Below are 16,970 nucleotides of genomic sequence, written 5' to 3'. Positions count from 1 at the left end.
GCAGATCGGGGTGTTTTCGGATCGTCGGTCAAATTTCGGTTTGCTTTAGTCATTCATATCAATTAGCTCAATATGTGAGTAAGCATTTGCTGATTGCTCCCATAGCTGTATGTCAGATGCTTTAAATTTCTAAGAGTTAAGAGCCCGATCCGAGCCGAAGGTTTGACGATGGAATTTGAATGCAATTTTTGCGGTGGTGATAAGTTTGTTGATATGAACAAGCGTCCGAACGCTAAGTGTGCGAATTGCGGCTCTTTGGAGCGTACCCGCTTGATGTGGATGTACCTTGAGAGACTTGATATTAAGCCCGACTGGAAAATTCTACACATCGCTCCCGAGCGTAGCATTTACAACAAGATTTCTCTCATTTCAGAATCCGAAAATTATGTGACTGCCGATTTTTATCCTGAGTTGTATCAGCGTTTTGCTCCGAAGTGTAAGCACATAGATCTTTGCGACTTGGATCATTGGCGCTCCGATCATTTTGATCTAATTCTTCATAGTCATGTGCTTGAGCACACACCATGTAATATTGCTTATACACTTTTTCATTTGCACCGAATGCTTACTGCGAAAGGCAAGCATGTATGCATCATTCCGTTTATGAACGGAGAGTATGACGAAACTTTTCAGGATATTGGAACTGAAGAAAGAGTGCGCCGCTTCGGCCAGCATGATCATGTGCGCCGCTTCGGAAACAAGGATATCTCAAGGCATCTCGGTTCACTTCTCAGACTACCTTCTGCATATGATGCTTCAAAGGAATTTACCGAAGAAAAACTCAATCGCGCCAACATTCCCAAAACACAGTGGCGTGGGTTCGGGATTGGAACTGTTTTGACTTTGAATAAAGCCGATATGAAACTCTTGAATCAGGTGTGAGTTCTTTGAGGGTCGATTGTTTATTCAGTCGACCTCTGGAGGTCTGAAAGAGTCGGTCTTATCCGGCTTCCAACTTTTTCGCAGCTGCTCTTTCCAAAATACGTTCAGAAATTAAAACTGAGATAGAGGGCTGGAAGAGAGTTGAGTATCCATAGGTTGTTTTCGCTAGTTGCGGAAACTTGGCTGCGAAAATCGATCTGCTCTAGCTCAGATGGGATTCGATAACTTCCATCGGCTGGATGCTTGAGAATTCGACAGCAACACCGTCAGGAAGGTGGCGGACAATACGGGCCCGCATTTTTCCAAGTGTGATGGGTGTGCCGATTGCCGGTTTGACTGCCATGGAGACAGCTGCGCCAGAGAGTGAAACATCAATAACGCGGCAGGTATATTGTCTTCCGTCTGAAAGCGTCATGCGGGACGAGGAGATTTTCGGCTCTTGCCGGTCATGGCGTCGATCTTCCGGCAGATTGAGAATATCACGGTTGGCCAGCCATGTGAGCTGTGCTGCCAGTTTCTCGCGTTTATGGCTGGTTGCGTTCAGAAGAACGGCAAAGCCGCCATCAAACTGACGGGCAATCTTGCCTTCGATTCGACCGATGTGATCCACATAGGCGATGACTTTTTCGTTCAGTTTGCCGCCTACAGGCGCAATGATGGCTGCATCACCCGGTGACATGTTGATCACCTGGCAGGGATATTCCCGTTTGTTTTCAAGCATGAAACGGCCAAGCAGGTTGATGTTGACGCGCTGGAAGCGTCGCCGCTCATAAAGCCGTTTTTTCTGCTCGGGCTTTTGCTCGGGTATCATCGGGACCTGCTCATGCTGCCTTAATCAAGTATACTGCATGGATGCTCCATGCAGTGCAACTGAGCTTCAGCCTATGTGTCTATGGTTAACAGGGGGTAACGCCAGCGCATCAAAATGCCTGATTGTGCAGGGATTTATAGCTTATCCAGCCTTTCTTGCTTCACCTCATCTGTTTCGTGACGCGGGCGATGAGGGATAAAGGCTGGCTATGCTCAGGTTTTCCCGCCCTGATAGACTGACAGATGTCCGATACGTTTGCTGGGCTGCTGGGTAATAACCAGAGGCATTTCGGCCTGAGCCTGAGCTCGCATCGGGCGCAGGAATGCAGGTTCATCATCCGGCCAGATCAAGCTGACGCTGCCGAGGTTCTGTGCGATGATTGGCCAGATGCCGAGCCAGTAGGGGGTGTCGTGGGCAACGATTGCGCCGAGAATCCGGGTGACATTCTCTCCGTCTGTCATCAGTGGCAGCAGGATGAGTTCGAATTCGAGTGTTTGTCCCCGTTCCGTGCGCCCTGAGAAGCCGGCTGTCGCGACTGCACCGTCTTCACTGACTGTTGCCAGCAGGGTTGCCACCGCCTCGCGGTCATGCCCTGTCCAAAGATCAAGCAGGTTCCGTTCTTTCAACTCCCTGCAGTATGAGCCGCAGAGGCGCGTGCCAGCGAGGCGGAAGTTATAGGTGTCACGATCCACCACTTCCAGAATGAATGTGTCGCCCAGGAGGTTGCGGATCGCGCTTGGCTCGATTTCGCTGCGATTGGGGGCAAGCCGCCCGTGCCGGAGACTGTTCCAGTACTCGTAGAGTTCCTGTGTTACCGTATGTTTCATCCCGATATGCCCCTTTTGGCCCCGGCCGTTTATCTGTTCAGTATTGTGACATCTGTTCAAGACTGGGACAGTTTGAACATCCTGATGCACCCCTTGCCGGATATCTTGCACAGGGTGTGCCAACCCTGTTTGTGCCAGGGCGATGGCGCGGGGCGGGTGCAGTTAAGGTTAACAGACGGTTATGATTGCCTTTTGGTGCTGAGGCAGCGATAAAGACTGCACTTCATATTTGAGCACACTTTGATCTCAGATCTCGGGGCGGGATCCTGGGAGGCGACCAGCCCGGAAGCGCAGAAATAGCGCTCCGGGCTTCTTTTTTGCGTGTACCACATGCACCTCAAGTCGCATGACGAAAGGCAGGCAAACCGCGCCCTTGCCCTTGCATCTTCAGCAACTTCCGGTGATCATGACCCTTTCCGGGTATCGACCGCGCTGCCGGGCGGTTTTCGCAAACCCAAAACCGTAGCAAGGAGGTTGCGATGACAGTTGGTTCTATGTTGGCGGAAAAAGGAAACGAGGTCGCATGTGCTGCGCCGTCCATGACACTGGCAGATGTCGCGCAGGTTCTGGCGGAAAAGAAGATTGGTGCGATTGTCGTATGCGATGGTGACGGAATACTTGTGGGTATTCTGTCCGAGCGGGATATTGTTCGCGCTGTTGCCAAGAGTGGCGGGGACGCCTTATCGGATACCGTCGATAAGCATATGACCAGCTCGGTGGTTACCGTATGCTCAGATGATACGATTATGGCCGTCATGGAAAAAATGTCGGCCGGTCGCTTCCGTCATGTGCCGGTTATGGACAAGGACAAGCTCATCGGGATCATCTCGATTGGTGATGTGGTCAAGCGTCGTATCCGGCAGGCAGAACAGGAAGCAGAACAGATGCGCTCCTATATAGCATCTGCCTAGGATCAAGACCCATTGCTGGCGTCCATTCTGCGATAGTCATTTTTTCGTCCGGTACGGCGGTTTGACGAGCAACAGATCGCTTCAGGCCAGAGCGCGCGTCATGTCACGGATTTCGTCGATATGGCGCACCGTTGCCGTATAGCCCGCTTCAATCGCCTGCTCTGCTTTCTGGAACTCGAACAACCCGATATCACCGACACGTGGCCCGATCATGATGTCCGGAGGATCGCCTGCAAGACGTGATCGGGCAATCCGGTCCTGGATAATATTGAAGCTTTCCATCATGACGGATGATAATCCGGGGCCCTGGCCTGATGCGCCCAGGAGCTGTCGCTTGATGGAACGCTTGGTTTGACCAAGACTTTCGAGAAAGGACGTTTTGACCTCTGGCTCTTCGCTTTGACCCACTTCCAGATCCTGAAGAACGGAGCCATGACCAAATGTATCCATGTTCAGATTGACGGCGATAACCAGACGGGCACCAAGAGCGCGGCAAACCGATACGGGCACCGGATTGACAAGAGCGCCATCCACCAGCCAGCGCTTGCCTAACGGGACGGGCTCAAAAATCCCGGGCAGGGCATAGGAGGCCCGCATGGCTTCCACCAATTGTCCTCTGCGCAGCCAGATCTCGTGACCGGTGCCGAGCTCGGTTGCCACACAGATGAACTTGCGGCTGAGCGATTCAATGGCAATGTTCTTGAGCTGATCTTCCAGCAGAGATTTCAGCTTTGACCCGCCAATCAGGCCACCACCTCTTATGTTGAAATCGAGAAGGCCGATAATGCGGCGACCAGTAAGGCTGCGAGCGAAATCCTCCAGCATGTCAAGATGATTGGCGGCGTAACAGCCGCCGACAACGGCGCCGATGGATGTGCCCGCGATGATATCCGGGCGGATGTCAGCCTCGTTCAGGGCCTTGAGAGCACCGATATGGGACCATCCGCGCGCCGCACCGCCACCCAGGGCCAGTCCGATTGACGGTTTCTCTGTTTCTCTCGGATCCCAGATAACCGGTTCATCATCAACAGCCTGACTGTTGCGGCTGTCCGGGGGAAGCATGCGCCTGACAACATCATAGAGCATGACAATTTCTCCTTTGAAATCATCATCTCAGAAATTTCTCTTTATTTAGTGAAAATGGTCACTTTTTATGATTTGCGACCATAAACCTCATCTGGATCGTAGACTTTTGAGGTCTCTTCGAACTTGAGGGCAGGAGGTTTCGCGCCTGCCTCGCCAAGTTCAACGGAGCGATAAAAACAGGAGTGATAGCCCACATGGCATGTGGCTCCATTGCCCTCTACAAGAACCTTGATCCAGATTGCATCCTGATCGCAATCCGTCCGCATCTCGACGATTTTCTGGGTCTGGCCGCTGGTTTCACCCTTTTTCCAGAGCTCCTGCCGTGACCGGCTCCAGTAGACGGCTTCGCCGCATTCGATGCTTTTTGCCAGAGAGTCCGCATTCATGTAGCCGACCATCAGAAGGTCGCCGGTTTCTGCATGAGTGGTAATGCAGGGAATGAGGCCGTTTTCGTCAAACCTGGGGGCGAGTTCCTTGCCATCCTCAAGCATTTTCTTATCGGCGCGACTGGCGAACACGGTCACGATCGGAATCCTGTCTGGTAGAGGTGGCGGTCAGTGCGGTCTTATGGTGTAATCAAAGCCCCGCGGACACCCATCATGAAACGGGCTTGCAATGTTGCATCCCCGTCGAAATTGCCGGAGAACCATGTGGTCATGGTGGACGCGCCGATTTTCTGTACACCGCGCAAAGACATGCACTGATGTTCAGCTTCGATCATGATGGCCAGGCCGCGCGGTTTCAGTGCCCGTTCGATGGAACCGGCAATTTCTGCGGTCAGATTTTCCTGGGTCTGCAAACGTCGGGCATAAACATCCACAACGCGCGCAAGTTTGGACAGGCCGACAACGCCCTTTGATGGGAAATAGGCGATGTGCGCCTTGCCGATAAACGGCACCATGTGATGTTCGCAATGAGAGTAGAAGGGGATATCCCGGACCTGAATCATGTCGGAATAGCCGCCCACTTCTTCAAATGTGCGCTCAAGAACCTGATCCGGATCCTCATTATAGCCTTTGAAGAACTCGCCATAGGCCTTCACAACACGTGACGGTGTGTCCAGAAGACCTTCCCGGTTTGGATCTTCACCAATCCAGCCCAGCAGTGTCCGTACAGCCGCTTCCGCTTCCTCGCGGGAAGGGCGGTGCAGTCCATAGCTGTTGGCAGATGTTTCGTCTGCCTTGAGGAGTTCTTTCACAACTGCGTCCATCTCTTGGACCTCCGCTGCTGGCTTACCAGCCTTTCTCATAGCCAACGACGAATTTGTGAGCTGTCCTTTTCAAGACTTCTCATCCATATTTTTCGTCGCACCAGACACATGAAGAAATCAATATAGCAATCTAAACGCGAAACGCAAAGTGATGCGACCATAAGGACAAAGCGCTGTAATGGCCCTCATCATGTTTCGTGATCGATGACTTCACAGAGTCACGATCTCTTGCGCACTGCATATAATCGGTTTGGTGCTGGAATGCAAAATAAAGATAAAAGGTGACCGCTCCATTTCTGTCTGCAATTTCGCCTGTTCGTCCATACGTTACGGCGTGGTGAGCTGGTTCACAATGTCCTGGTGCGGGTTTTTCCTCTGTGCAAGGGGCAAATGCGGCATTATATGATGAGGTTCAGGAGTTGGCCTCCTGACTGTTTCTATGGGCGCTCGAGTATGATCAACGATATCTATAACCAGAAGATTCTGGAGCTTGCGGGCAATATTCCGTTTATCGGCCGCCTGGCCGAACCGGATGCGACGGCCCGCGCGCACAGTAAGCTGTGTGGTTCAACGGTGACCGTCGACCTGAAAATGAAAGATGGCGTGGTCACGGAATTTGCCCATGACGTCAAGGCCTGTGCACTTGGCCAGGCAGCATCCTCTATTATGGCTCGCTCCGTTGTCGGTGCATCTGCATCTGAGCTCCGTGATGTGCGTGAAAAGATGTATGCCATGCTGAAAGAAAATGGTGATGCTCCAAATGGCCGCTGGTCTGATCTGCAGTTTCTTGAGCCGGTGCGTGACTATAAGCCACGCCATGCCTCGACGCTTCTGACCTTTGATGCGGTGGTGGATGCCGTCTCCCAGATCGAGAAAAATGAAGGCGCGGCAGCATAGGGTCGTAGAGACAGGAAACAGGTGCTGAAACGTCTCGCGCAAATTCTGATCAGAACCTATCAACTGACCCTGTCATCCCTGATCGGGCGTTCCTGCCGGTATGAGCCGAGCTGCTCTTATTACACCCATGAGGCCATGGAGCGTTTTGGCTTCTGGGCTGGTGGCTGGATGGGGCTGTTTCGTATTCTTCGTTGCAATCCCCTTGGTTATTGCGGGTTTGACCCGGTTCCTGAAACGCTTCCTCCGGCGGCGCGCTGGTACAAGCCCTGGACTTATCGGGCCATGGCAGACAGCGCTGAAAAGCGTTAGGCACTGATCATGAGACTATGACACCGGTATTTGGGACACCGGTATTGGGGACACCGGTATTTGGGACACCGGTATTTGGGACACCAGGGTTTTGAACTCCGGTATTTTGCCCGTTGACGGTCAACCTGCTGCTTTCCATATGAGACTTATCAGAGATGGGGAGCCGGTGATGACAATACAGAGAATTGCAGCCTTTTCGCTGGATGACCGCGGTGGTAATCCGGCAGGTGTCCATATCGATAAGACACTGCCGACACCGGAAGACATGCAGCAGATTGCTGCTGATGTGGGGTATTCCGAGACGGTCTTTGCAGCTCCTGACACGGATCAGAAAAGCTGGATTGTGCGTTATTTCTCTCCAGAGCAGGAGGTGCCGTTCTGCGGCCATGCCACCATAGCTCTTGGCGCGGCCCTGGCCATGAAAGAGGGAGGTGATACGTTCCACCTGCAGCTTTCTGAGGCAGATATCACAGTCGAAGGACAGGAGGTTGGCAACACCTTTCAGGCCGCTCTGCAGTCACCTCCGACGCGCAGTACTGCAGTAACAGACGATCTGCTCAATCAGGCCCTGGATCTCTTTCATCTGACAGAGGATGATCTTGATGCCCGGATACCGCCTGCTGTGATGGAAGCGGGTGCAAGGCATCTGGTTCTGGCCCTTCAATCCCGTTCCCGTCTGGCTGAAATGGCTTATGACCTTGAGTACGGACGTGATGTCATGAACAGTCATGGCCTTGTGACTGTTGCCCTTGTTCATGCTGAAACAGATCAGCAATTTCGTGTCCGTAATGCCTTTGCGTCTGGAGGTGTCGTTGAGGACCCGGCCACCGGAGCAGCCGCTGCGGCTCTTGGCGGGTATCTGAGGGATCTGGATTGGCCGCATGGCGGGGAGTTCATCATCCGGCAGGGAGAGGATATGGGGATGCCGTCACGACTTACGGTCACCTTAAGTGATGAACGAGGAAGCTCTATCCGGGTATCCGGCGCAGCCCGCGTTATGAATCCTCACGCGGAATAGGGTTCAAAAACGCCTCCTGATGCCAAAATCATCCTGTTTCTCAGTCTCGCGGGTGGACCTTCGTCTGCGAAGCGTTTAGAGGAAAGTCGACAAAAAGCGCTTACCTGCGCGGTATGCAGTGAGTGAGCAGGAGACTGACATGATTACGCTGACTTTCCCCGATGGTGCCACGCGAGAAATGGAGCCCGGTGTATCCGGAGCAGACGTTGCGCTGGCCATTTCCAAATCCCTGTCGAAAAAGGCTGTTGCCTCCAAGATCAATGGTGTTCTGTCTGATCTGAGTGACCCTATTCATGCAGACGCAGATATCGAGATCGTAACGCGGGATGCCCCGGAAGCCCTTGAGCTGATCCGGCATGACTGTGCCCATGTTCTGGCAGAAGCCGTGCAGGATCTTTTCCCGGGAACACAGGTGACGATCGGGCCGGTTATCGAAAACGGATTTTACTACGACTTTGCACGCGACGAGCCGTTTAGCGTGGATGATTTTGCGGCCATCGAAAAGCGGATGCGCCAGATTATCGAGCGTGATGCACCCTTTACCAAAGAGTTGTGGAGCCGTGATGAGGCGAAAGCGTTCTTTGCTGAGAAAGGCGAGCACTACAAGGTCGAACTGGTGGATATGATTCCCGAAGGGGAAGACCTGAAGATCTACAGGCAAGGGGACTGGCTGGACCTCTGTCGAGGCCCTCACATGCCGTCAGTTGGCAAGATTGGCCCTGCTTTCAAGCTGATGAAAGTCGCTGGCGCCTACTGGCGTGGAGACGCCAACAATCCGATGCTGAGCCGTATCTATGGCACTGCCTGGGCAAGTGAGAAAGAACTCAAGGCTTATCTCCACATGCTGGAAGAGGCGGAGAAACGGGATCACCGTCGCCTGGGTCGCGAGATGGATCTCTATCACTTCCAGGAAGAGGGACCTGGCGTTGTGTTCTGGCATCCGAAGGGCTGGACAGTCTTTCAGGAGATGATCAGCTATATGCGCCGCAGGCTGGATGATACCGGCTATCAGGAAGTCAATGCGCCGCAGATTCTCGATAAGGCGTTGTGGGAGACCTCCGGGCACTGGGACTGGTATCGTGAGAACATGTTCGTCACCCAGACGGAAGATGACCGCGTTTTTGCCATCAAGCCAATGAATTGCCCGGGCCACGTGCAGATCTTCAAGCATGGCCTCAAGTCCTATCGTGACCTGCCGTTGCGCCTGTCCGAGTTCGGATCTGTGTCCCGTTATGAACCATCCGGCGCCCTGCATGGCCTGATGCGGGTTCGTGCCTTCACTCAGGATGATGCGCATATCTTCTGCACGGAAGATCAGATGGCGGAAGAGTGCCTCAAGATCAACGATCTGATTCTCTCCACCTATGCCGATTTCGGCTTCCACGAGATTGTCGTGAAACTGTCGACCCGTCCGGAGAAGCGTGTCGGGTCTGATGAGCTCTGGGATCATGCCGAAGCGGTCATGTCTGAGGTTCTGAAGACGATTGAAGAGCAGTCGGAAGGTCGGATCAAAACCGACATTCTGCCAGGTGAAGGTGCTTTCTACGGGCCGAAGTTCGAATATACCCTTCGGGATGCAATCGGACGTGAATGGCAGTGCGGCACCACGCAGGTCGACTTCAACCTTCCAGAGCGCTTTGGAGCATTCTTCGTTGATGCTGATGGCGAGAAGAAGACGCCGGTGATGATCCACCGGGCTATCTGCGGCTCCATGGAACGCTTCCTGGGTATCCTGATCGAGGACTATGCCGGTCACTTCCCGCTGTGGCTTGCTCCGACGCAGGTTGTTGTGACGACAATCACGTCTGCTGCGGATGATTATGCTGCTGAGGTTGCCCAGAAGCTTCGCGCGGCGGGTGTTCGGGCTGAGCTGGATATTCGCAACGAGAAAATCAACTACAAGGTTCGTGAGCATTCAGTGACGAAGGTTCCGCTGATTTTCGTTTGCGGTAATCGCGAAGCGGAAGAGGGGACTGTCAATATTCGTCGCCTTGGCTCCAAGGATCAGACGGTCATGAGCTTTGATGATGCCATGGCTATGATGCTTGAGGAAATGACACCTCCTGACGTCAAACGGCGGAAGGGCTGAAGTCGTTCTGTCGTCAGGCCTTTTAAAGGGCCGGTCGGGGAAACCTGACCGGCCCTTTCATCATCCTGTCATCTGCAGAACCTAGTTTTCCGAACAGATAACCCGGTTGAACTAGAGGCTGCCTGTGAAATTTCCAGAGTTGAGCTATGCGAGCCCGTCGGACCCTTTCGCGCGTCGTATGGTGATCCGGCTGGTGGAAGGATTGTCCGGTCGAAACAAGTTCCTGCCGCTTTATGCGATCTGGAAGAAACGCGTTCTTGATCAGTGCGATACGCCAATGTCCGACCTTCTGGATCTGATCCGGGTGACGTTGTCGATCAAGGGGGAGGGCTGGCCGGTCCGGTCAGTTCCGAAAGGGCCGTTGGTGATTGTCGCAAATCACCCGTTCGGGATTGGCGATGGTATTGCGCTTCTGTCTCTGGCAGAAAAGCTGGGGCGCCCTTACAAGGTGATGATCCACAGTGAACTTTTGAAAGTTCCGGAAATAAGGCCTTATTCCCTGCCGGTTGATTTCTCCGAGAGTCGGGAAGCCTTGCAGGCGAATATTGCGACCAAGAAGGAAGCGCTGCGACTTCTGGCGGAAGGAACGACAATTGTTGTGTTTCCTGCTGGTGGTGTTGCCACTGCCGAGAGGCCTCTCGGCCAGGCTGTTGATCTGCCGTGGAAAACCTTTGTGGCTAAGCTGATCCAAGCATCAAAGGCCTCTGTTATGCCTGTTTACTTTGAAGGACAGAATGGCCCGCTATTTCACCTTGTCAGCAAGTTCAGTCAGACCCTGCGCCTGTCGCTTCTGATCCGGGAGTTCAAGCGTTTACGAGGGCGGACCATGTATGTGCGGGTGGGCGCGCTGATCTCATTTGACCAGTTCGAGATGCAGTCTGATCGCAAGGCTCTGACTGATGAACTGTACAGGCGTGTTCACGAACTGGCAGCAGAACAACAAATGGCTGCCTGACCAGGAATGATCTCCTGAAGTGCGATTATTGCGCTTCAAAGCGGGTTGATAGGACTTCCACATCCCGATTGACTCCTGCTTCCACCGAGAAATCGCGGTTGAAGATTTCGCCTTCATGCTTGGCAACCGCTGTGTAGTCGCCTTCTGCAAGGATCATGGTGGGGAAGGCGCCGACATTCTCTGCCACTGTGTCCCCGCCGGGTGTCAGAACCGTCCAGATCGTGTTGGCCAGGGCTTCGCCTCCGGGTTCGTTGACGAATTTCAGTGTAATCATGGCGGCCCGGTGGATGATGGTGGCGTTGGTCAGCTTTCCAGGACGCACGCGGATATCCGCGCGGACGATTGCGTTGCTCTCACCGTACCGGCTGACGACATGATAGGTTCCCGCATTCAGCCGGACGATCTTGTTGAACTCCGCTTTCTGATGCAGAAGCTTGCGATTGCCTGCCTGATCCGGCTCGGAAAAGATGTCAAATGTCACGTGTGAGCGGCTCACCGGTCTCCGGTCGCCAACAACAGAATCAAGCTGCATGCCACCGGCATTGAGGTCGATGGTCTCGGACTGGTTGTCCTGTTGCACAGTAATCTTCTTGATGGCGCTGGCAAGGCCGAAGCTCACGTGGACAATATAGGAGCCCGGCTGCAGTGGAAGGGCAACACTGCCGCCTTTCTGCGTACCGATCGGCGTTACACCTTCAATGCCATCCTCAGCCTGGAAGATGCGCCAGGTAAGGCCGGACGGAATCAGTGGCCCGTCTGCATGAAGCTGGGCCTGCAGCTGTAGGATAAGAGCTTCTGCATCCGCTGGTGCACTGGTTCCGTCGGTAAGACTGTTCTGTTGAGATGCGTCCGGGCCTGTTTGACCCTGTGGAGGCAGGTCCGACAGTGTTGCGTTCAGGTCTAGTGGACCGGGAGAAGTTGTCTGGGCTGAAACAGAGGCCGTTCCCAGGCTGACCAAAACCCATAAGATTGCAGATGTCAGTCGTATCATTCCAATTGGCCTTTGAACGTCGTGCCGCGTTTGCGCAGCTTTGAATCACCGCTGTTTCCAACAATGCCTTATATCAATGAAGTTTGGCCTTGTGGAGGCACCCCCAGAGGCTTATTTCCTTTTGGGGTCAAGTCTTGCTCAGAAGGTCAGGGCTTCGGTTTTGCTCTGCAAGAGAGGGTTTTGGTCTATGGATCAGCTTCGCGATTATCTGCTTTCCCGTCGCACTGTGCCGGCAAATTTTCTCACCGGACCCGGGCCGGATGATGAGCAGATCGAGACCCTTCTGACCATTGCGGCACGCGTGCCGGATCATGGAAAACTCGCGCCATGGCGGTTTGTTCTTTATGACCCGGAAGATGCGGACATGATAGGCACTTGGCTTGCCGAGTGCTGGCGGGACCGGGAACCCGATGCTTCCGAAGAGCGCCTGAAGCAGGAAAAAGACCGTTTCAGCCGTGCCCCCCGCGTGATTGGTGTGATCAGTTGCGTCAATGCTGACCACAAAGTACCTGTGTGGGAGCAGGAATTATCCGCCGGTGCGGTCTGCATGAATATGCTGCATGGCGCGCGGGCGCTTGGCTATTCCGCGCAGTGGCTGACGGAATGGTATGCGTTTGACCCGGTTGCGGCCCGTTTTCTTGGCTGTGAGGATCACGAGCGATTTGCTGGCTTTATCCATATCGGGACGCCCGATCAGGCCCCGGTCGAGCGGCCAAGACCGAACCTTGAAGACATCACAACATCCTGGAAAGGCTGACCATGTATTACGACGCGGTCAAGAACGACCACACTTTGCCACATGATCCGTTCAAGGCCCTGGTAGGGCCAAGGCCAATTGGCTGGATCAGCTCAGTGGGTAAGGATGGAAGTGTCAATCTCGCCCCGTACAGTTTTTTCAATGCGGTGGCGTCCAGGCCTCATCTGGTGATGTTTTCCAGCCAGGGACGCAAGGACAGCCTGCTCAATATCGAGGAAACCGGTGCCTTTGTCTGCAATATGGCGTCCTATGCCTTGCGGGATGCGATGAATGCCACATCCGCTCCGGTTGAGCGCGAGGTGAACGAGTTTGAGCTGGCCGGGTTGACCATGGCCGACTCCGTGTCTGTGCCGGTGCCGCGTGTCGCGGAAGCGCCTGCAGCACTGGAATGCCGCTATCTTCAGACGGTGCCCCTGACTGTCCTTTCAGGAGAATCTGCCGAACACTGGATGGTCATCGGGCAGGTGACCGGCATTCATATTGATGATGCCTATCTGAAAGACGGCCTGGTTGATTCAGAGAAGATGCAGCTTTTGGCCCGCCTCGGATATATGGATTACAGTACGGTTGATCGGGTTTTTTCACTCAATCGGCCGCAGAACTGATCGGGTCAGTCGTTTAGCATACCGGCAGCTCGGGCCCGTTCAAGAACGCGCCTGGCACGTAGCAGGTGAGGGCGGTCAAGCATCTCTCCGTCAAGTCCGACGACACCCGTCTGCTCTGATGCAGCGAATGCCGCGACGACCGCTTCTGCATGGGTGATTGCTGCATCGTCCGGGGTGAAAACGTCGTTGATAACCGGGACCTGTGCCGGATGGATTGCCATTTTGGCTGTAAAGCCATCCCGGCGGGCTGCTTCAGCCTCTGCCTTGAGCCCATCCAGATCCCGGAAGTTTGTGTAGACGGAGTCAATTGGCGCAGCTTCCGCGTTCACGGCACCCAGCAGGCAGAGCGACCGGGCGAGGCGATAGGGATCGGTGTAGTGTCCGTTTGTATCCCGGTTCGTCTCTGCTCCGATGTCTGCGGACAGGTCCTCCCCGCCCCAGGTCATCCCTTTCAGGCGAAGGCTTCTGTCCTTGTAGGTCCCGAGATTGAAAACAGACCCCGCTGTCTCCGTTGCCACCACCATAATCCCGGTCTCACCGTCTCTGAGGCCAGCATAGGCTTCCTGAACTGACAGTCGGGCATGAAGCGCTTCCACATCATCACCTGACTGACATTTGGGAAGCATGATGCCGGCTGGTCCATGGGGCATGACTGCTGAGAGGTCATCATCAATCAGGGCTGTATCGAGTGCATTGACGCGCACATAGAGGAGAGGGCGCTGCTCGGCGTCACGATGTTCGGCCAGAAAGTCGGCTGTTGTGCTTCGGCCTTGCTGCTTGTTGGCAGCAGCGACAGAGTCCTCAAGATCAATCAGCAGGATGTCAGCGCCGGACGTGAGTGCTTTGTCCAGCTTCTTGCGGCTGTCGCCGGGTACAAACAGCAGAGAACGCATGAGGTCAGGCCTCTTTCTTTTTCATAAACGCCTGACGTCGGCAGATTGCCACCAGGGCATCATGCTGATTGAAGGCCTTGTGCTCAAACTCGATAATTCCGGCATCTGGTCGGGATCTTGATTCCCGCTTCAGGATAACCTCGCTTGTGACATGGACCGTGTCGCCCTGAAACAGGGGGTGAGGAAATTTCACATCTGTCATGCCCAGATTGGCGATGGTCGTGCCGACGGTTGTATCGTTGACTGAAATGCCAATCATCAGCCCCAGCGTGAAAAGACTGTTCATCAGCGGCTGACCCCATTCGGTCTGGGTTTCGCAGAAGTGTTTGTCTATGTGCAGGGGTTGCGGGTTCAAGGTCATGTTCGAGAACAGCATATTGTCCATTTCGGTCACGGTTCTGCGCAGGCTGTGCTCGAAAATATGACCGACCTCAAATTCCTCGAAATACAAACCCGGCATGGTGACCCCCTTTTGCGCACGTTCGTTCATTGGTATCCGCCCGAGCCGGATCGGTGCAACCTGTTCTTTTGTTAACGGAACATTAACCATGCTGGGTGAATTCTTAACGGACCATTTACCATTCCGTTTTGCGGGGGCCGGCACGGGGGTGCATCATGGAGACAGCAAGCCTACCCAAGATATCCGATCGGATCGAAAGTGCTTTTCGTGCTGCCAGTGAAACCACGGGCACCAATTTTGACTTTCTGCTGGAGACAGCAAAACGTGAGAGCAATTTTGACCCGCAAGCCAAGGCTTCCACGTCATCTGCTGCGGGTCTGTTCCAGTTCATCGAATCGACCTGGCTGGAAACGCTTAAGGAGAATGGCAGCCGTTTGGGCTATGGAGACTTTGCTGACAAGATTGCAAAGAAATCCAACGGCAAATATGTGGTGCCGAACCGTGATGACCGGGAAGCTGTTCTGGCGCTTCGGTTCAATCCTGAAGCATCAGCCAAGCTGGCCGGTGCCTATGCCGAGGGCAACGGGAATTATCTGCGCAAGCAGCTGGATCGCAATCCGAGTGCCGGTGAGCTCTACATCGCCCATTTTCTTGGCCCGGGCGGTGGTGCCCGATTGATCAAGGCGGCGGACCAGACGCCGGATGTGCGTGCTGACAAGCTGTTTCCTGAACAGGCAAGGGCTAATAAACCCATCTTCTATCACCGCGACGGGCGGGCTCGTGATGTCTCAGAGGTTTATCGGAACCTTGTAAGCTCCTATGACAATGTTCCGGTACGTCTGGCCTCCGCACCTGAAGAGACACGGTCGGTTGCCGAGGCCCCGCAACAGGATCCCCGGTTTGCCGGATGGTCAGCAAAGGCACCGGAAAATCCGTTTCACGGGCTCTTTCGTGATGATAGTCCGACTGCAAACCTTCTGAATACAAGTGGCTGGTCAACGGCATATGCAGAACAGGACAGACCGGACCGGGCCTTGTTTGCGCCAGCGACACCTCCAGAAGCCGAGAATGGCAGACAGCCTCTTAATCTCCTGTCTTTCCTCAAGGTTCAGAAGTCGGTTTAGACCGTGTTTTCAGGCCTGTTTAGCGCAATGAGTCTTGGCCCTGGGCTTTTCGACGCGATGCAACGGGAGAGAGGTTCCGGCTGTCATATTCGTGGTCTCTTTCAGCCTGACAGAACCATGCTTCTCCACAATTAACTTGGAATACCTAATTCAGATAGTTAGGCTGAAAATCATTGCTAATGGCGGTGTTTTGACGTCAATGTTGGTCCGATTACGGTTCTCTGGTAGCGGTGCTTTAAGGGGTTGTTTTAGCAAGAGCCTTTATCTGAAAAATCTAGCAACTTTTCAGAAGCACGCTGTAATAAGAAGAAAACAGGAAGCTGATTTTGAGAAAAAATATACTGTTGAGTCTCGTGAAGAGATTTTATCGGTTGCGCAAAACACCAATCGTTTGCCGGAGGAGAGGGTGCCTGCTCCTGTTGAATCCAAAGGACTGGATAGACAATCGACTTCTCTCAGGAATTGATTTTGAAAATCGCCAGATTGAGAGATGTGCGGAGCTGATAAAAGAGAATAACTTGAACTGTTTTCTTGATATTGGCGCCAATATTGGCCTGTACAGTGTATTATTGCCGACACTGACGGATATTGATGCCGTTCATAGCTTTGAGCCGGTGAAGTCAACCTTTATCAGGCTTAATACAAATCTCCTTCTCAATGGTCTGGAGAATAGAGTTCAGTGTCATAACATCGCGCTGGGCGAGATGAATGAAACGGCACAGATTCATATCGACCGGAATTCTACAGGCGTGTCCGCTATTGATCCGGAATTATGTGCAAGGTCGCGGCAATACAGCAATATCGAAACAATCGAAATAGCGCGACTTGATGATTTTCTTCCCATGAAAGGGGAGAGGATTTTGGCAAAAATTGACGTTGAAGGCTATACACTGAATACCCTTCTGGGAATGAAAGCCTTTCTGCAGAATAACGAGATGGTGTTGCAGATCGAGATGGGCAACAAGAATGATGATGAAGTCAAAAGCTTCCTGAATGATTCAGGGTATAGGCTGCTGAACTATATTGAAGGTGATGCATATTTCTCCAATATCGGAGGCTGATTTCTTATTTTGATTGCCTGAAATTATGCCTTCTGTCCCTGGTTTTTGCAGGGAGAGATAAGCGCTCGGGAAAGTCTCCTGATACAGTTCAAATTCATCTTTTTGGATGCATTCGATTTTATGGTGAACCGAACGTTAACCACC

20 protein-coding genes are annotated in these 16,970 nt (G+C 53.4%); 11 read left to right on the top strand and 9 right to left on the bottom strand.

What is annotated here, in order from left to right:
• The first annotated feature begins 168 nt into the window (after nucleotides 1-168).
• A complete protein-coding gene (locus RA157_RS01755; RefSeq protein ID WP_350334764.1) occupies nucleotides 169-882 on the top strand; it encodes a hypothetical protein in 714 nt (237 codons plus the stop codon).
• Nucleotides 883-1,084: 202 nt separating this feature from the next.
• On the opposite strand, the gene RA157_RS01750 is transcribed toward RA157_RS01755, so the two are convergent.
• Nucleotides 1,085-1,693: a PilZ domain-containing protein gene (locus tag RA157_RS01750; RefSeq protein WP_350334763.1), complete on the bottom strand. Its 609-nt coding sequence runs from the start codon at nucleotides 1,691-1,693 to the stop codon at nucleotides 1,085-1,087.
• A 212-nt stretch (nucleotides 1,694-1,905) separates the two neighbouring features.
• On the bottom strand, nucleotides 1,906-2,520 hold the full coding sequence (locus RA157_RS01745) for a PAS domain-containing protein (protein WP_350334762.1): 615 nt from the start codon (nucleotides 2,518-2,520) through the stop codon (nucleotides 1,906-1,908).
• Nucleotides 2,521-2,999: 479 nt separating this feature from the next.
• On the opposite strand from RA157_RS01745, the gene RA157_RS01740 reads away from it, so the two are divergent.
• Entirely contained in the window at nucleotides 3,000-3,431 is a 432-nt protein-coding gene (locus RA157_RS01740; protein WP_350334761.1) for a CBS domain-containing protein, read from the top strand.
• Nucleotides 3,432-3,512: 81 nt separating this feature from the next.
• On the opposite strand, the gene RA157_RS01735 is transcribed toward RA157_RS01740, so the two are convergent.
• The 3 genes from RA157_RS01735 to folE form a co-directional block, all read right to left on the bottom strand.
• Nucleotides 3,513-4,517, bottom strand: a complete 1,005-nt coding sequence (locus RA157_RS01735; protein ID WP_350334760.1) for a patatin-like phospholipase family protein — start codon at nucleotides 4,515-4,517, stop codon at nucleotides 3,513-3,515.
• 65 nt (nucleotides 4,518-4,582) lie between these two features.
• Nucleotides 4,583-5,008 (bottom strand): phosphoribosyl-AMP cyclohydrolase, encoded by a 426-nt coding sequence (gene hisI / locus RA157_RS01730; RefSeq protein WP_350336253.1) that lies wholly within the window; start codon nucleotides 5,006-5,008, stop codon nucleotides 4,583-4,585.
• A gap of 74 nt (nucleotides 5,009-5,082) precedes the next feature.
• Nucleotides 5,083-5,727, bottom strand: a complete 645-nt coding sequence (folE, locus tag RA157_RS01725; protein ID WP_350334759.1) for a GTP cyclohydrolase I FolE — start codon at nucleotides 5,725-5,727, stop codon at nucleotides 5,083-5,085.
• Nucleotides 5,728-6,180: 453 nt separating this feature from the next.
• On the opposite strand from folE, the gene RA157_RS01720 reads away from it, so the two are divergent.
• Both RA157_RS01720 and yidD read left to right on the top strand, forming a co-directional pair.
• Nucleotides 6,181-6,624: an iron-sulfur cluster assembly scaffold protein gene (locus RA157_RS01720; RefSeq protein ID WP_350334758.1), complete on the top strand. Its 444-nt coding sequence runs from the start codon at nucleotides 6,181-6,183 to the stop codon at nucleotides 6,622-6,624.
• Between the two features lie 21 nt (nucleotides 6,625-6,645).
• On the top strand, nucleotides 6,646-6,933 hold the full coding sequence (yidD, locus tag RA157_RS01715) for a membrane protein insertion efficiency factor YidD (protein ID WP_350334757.1): 288 nt from the start codon (nucleotides 6,646-6,648) through the stop codon (nucleotides 6,931-6,933).
• A 7-nt stretch (nucleotides 6,934-6,940) separates the two neighbouring features.
• Here the strand turns inward: yidD and RA157_RS01710 are convergent, their stop codons facing one another.
• Nucleotides 6,941-7,072: a hypothetical protein gene (locus tag RA157_RS01710; protein WP_350334756.1), complete on the bottom strand. Its 132-nt coding sequence runs from the start codon at nucleotides 7,070-7,072 to the stop codon at nucleotides 6,941-6,943.
• A 30-nt stretch (nucleotides 7,073-7,102) separates the two neighbouring features.
• Here RA157_RS01710 and RA157_RS01705 point away from each other — a divergent pair, with 30 nt between their 5' ends.
• The 3 genes from RA157_RS01705 to RA157_RS01695 all read left to right on the top strand — a co-directional run bounded on the left by RA157_RS01705 (nucleotide 7,103) and on the right by RA157_RS01695 (nucleotide 10,995).
• Complete coding sequence (locus RA157_RS01705) at nucleotides 7,103-7,951, top strand: PhzF family phenazine biosynthesis protein (RefSeq protein WP_350334755.1); 849 nt, start codon at nucleotides 7,103-7,105, stop codon at nucleotides 7,949-7,951.
• 139 nt (nucleotides 7,952-8,090) lie between these two features.
• Nucleotides 8,091-10,040 (top strand): threonine--tRNA ligase, encoded by a 1,950-nt coding sequence (gene thrS, locus RA157_RS01700; protein WP_350334754.1) that lies wholly within the window; start codon nucleotides 8,091-8,093, stop codon nucleotides 10,038-10,040.
• 124 nt (nucleotides 10,041-10,164) lie between these two features.
• The gene (locus RA157_RS01695; protein ID WP_350334753.1) at nucleotides 10,165-10,995 is read left to right on the top strand and encodes a lysophospholipid acyltransferase family protein; all 831 of its coding nucleotides are present in this window, start codon (nucleotides 10,165-10,167) and stop codon (nucleotides 10,993-10,995) included.
• Between the two features lie 25 nt (nucleotides 10,996-11,020).
• Here the strand turns inward: RA157_RS01695 and RA157_RS01690 are convergent, their stop codons facing one another.
• A complete protein-coding gene (locus RA157_RS01690) occupies nucleotides 11,021-11,986 on the bottom strand; it encodes an RgsD C-terminal domain-containing protein (protein ID WP_350334752.1) in 966 nt (321 codons plus the stop codon).
• A gap of 187 nt (nucleotides 11,987-12,173) precedes the next feature.
• Here RA157_RS01690 and RA157_RS01685 point away from each other — a divergent pair, with 187 nt between their 5' ends.
• Both RA157_RS01685 and RA157_RS01680 read left to right on the top strand, forming a co-directional pair.
• A complete protein-coding gene (locus RA157_RS01685; RefSeq protein ID WP_350334751.1) occupies nucleotides 12,174-12,743 on the top strand; it encodes a nitroreductase family protein in 570 nt (189 codons plus the stop codon).
• Between the two features lie 2 nt (nucleotides 12,744-12,745).
• Nucleotides 12,746-13,348 (top strand): flavin reductase family protein, encoded by a 603-nt coding sequence (locus RA157_RS01680; RefSeq protein WP_350334750.1) that lies wholly within the window; start codon nucleotides 12,746-12,748, stop codon nucleotides 13,346-13,348.
• Between the two features lie 5 nt (nucleotides 13,349-13,353).
• On the opposite strand, the gene RA157_RS01675 is transcribed toward RA157_RS01680, so the two are convergent.
• Nucleotides 13,354-14,241: an HpcH/HpaI aldolase/citrate lyase family protein gene (locus RA157_RS01675; RefSeq protein WP_350334749.1), complete on the bottom strand. Its 888-nt coding sequence runs from the start codon at nucleotides 14,239-14,241 to the stop codon at nucleotides 13,354-13,356.
• Nucleotides 14,242-14,245: 4 nt separating this feature from the next.
• Nucleotides 14,246-14,701 (bottom strand): MaoC family dehydratase, encoded by a 456-nt coding sequence (locus tag RA157_RS01670; RefSeq protein ID WP_350336252.1) that lies wholly within the window; start codon nucleotides 14,699-14,701, stop codon nucleotides 14,246-14,248.
• Between the two features lie 155 nt (nucleotides 14,702-14,856).
• On the opposite strand from RA157_RS01670, the gene RA157_RS01665 reads away from it, so the two are divergent.
• The gene (locus RA157_RS01665) at nucleotides 14,857-15,765 is read left to right on the top strand and encodes a transglycosylase SLT domain-containing protein (protein WP_350334748.1); all 909 of its coding nucleotides are present in this window, start codon (nucleotides 14,857-14,859) and stop codon (nucleotides 15,763-15,765) included.
• Nucleotides 15,766-16,136: 371 nt separating this feature from the next.
• Entirely contained in the window at nucleotides 16,137-16,826 is a 690-nt protein-coding gene (locus tag RA157_RS01660) for an FkbM family methyltransferase (protein WP_350334747.1), read from the top strand.
• Nucleotides 16,827-16,970: the final 144 nt, after the last annotated feature.

The organism is Coralliovum pocilloporae (assembly GCF_030845175.1).
Classification (GTDB): Bacteria; Pseudomonadota; Alphaproteobacteria; order Rhizobiales; family Cohaesibacteraceae; genus Coralliovum; species Coralliovum pocilloporae.
Note: the sequence above shows the minus strand (reverse complement) of the source record. Positions and strands in the feature narration are given on the sequence as shown.